1 pseudogene is annotated in these 964 nt (G+C 72.7%); it reads left to right on the top strand.

The features are described from left to right. Positions 1 to 964, top strand: a pseudogene (locus ACT84W_RS01865) (RNA methyltransferase); the annotation flags it as partial.

Below are 964 nucleotides of genomic sequence, written 5' to 3'. Positions count from 1 at the left end.
CCTCGACGCCGCCCGCGCCGCCGGCGACGACGCGCTCGTGACCTGCGATTTGAGCTGGCTTTCCGAGGACGACCTCGCACTGGAGGCCTCCGCCCTCACGGCGATGTCGGCCGCCGCGGGCATGAACGTCGCCGCGCTCGTCAGGGACTCCTCGGTCGACGCCGCCGTGCAGGCCGCTCCCGCCGAGGTCTTCGACGTCATCCAGGGCCGCGAGCCCGCCTACGTACGCTGCTTCGACGCGGTGCCCGGCCAGGCCGCGCCCGAGCCCGCCTGCGTCACGCTCGCGGGAGGGGAGCGCGTGCCCGTGCTCGTGCCGGCGAGCGACCAGTTCGCCGCGCGCCTGGCCAAGGTGGCCAAGCTCCGCGCCAAGTGGGCGCGCCGCGAGGACGTGAGCTGCTACCGCGTCTACGACGCCGACCTGCCCGACTACGCCGTCGCCATCGAGCTCTACCAGGGCCTCGACGGCAAGGGCCGCTGGCTGCAGGTCTCCGAGTACGCCGCGCCGAAGGAGATCGACGCAGACCTCGCACGCCGCCGCCTCATGGACGTGCTCGCCATCGCGCCGCGCGTGATGGGCATCGATCCCTCGAACGTCAACCTTCGCGTTCGCACCCGCGCCCGCGGCGGCTCCCAGTACGCCGACGAGGGCAGCGCCGCTGCGACGCCCGCGGCCGGCGAGTTCTCGCGCCTGCGCGGCCAGCGCGCCGACATGCGCAACCGCCACAAGCCGAGCCTGACCGACCTGCCGCGCGGCGCGCACCTCATCGACGAGGGCGGCCTCACCTTCGAGGTGAACTTCTCGGCCCGCCTGGACTGCGGCATCTTCCTCGACCACCGCGATACCCGCGCCGAGGTCCGCGAGATGATGAAGAAGACCCTCGGCTCCAAGCGCTTCCTGAACCTCTTTGCCTACACGGGCACCGCGACCTGCTACGCGGCCGACGGCGGTGCCAAGTTCACGACG

The sequence above is a fragment of the Paratractidigestivibacter sp. genome (genome assembly GCF_052362415.1).
GTDB lineage: Bacteria > Actinomycetota > Coriobacteriia > Coriobacteriales > Atopobiaceae > Paratractidigestivibacter.
The sequence above is the reverse complement of the archived record's forward strand: the minus strand, read 5'-3'. Positions and strand labels throughout refer to the sequence as shown.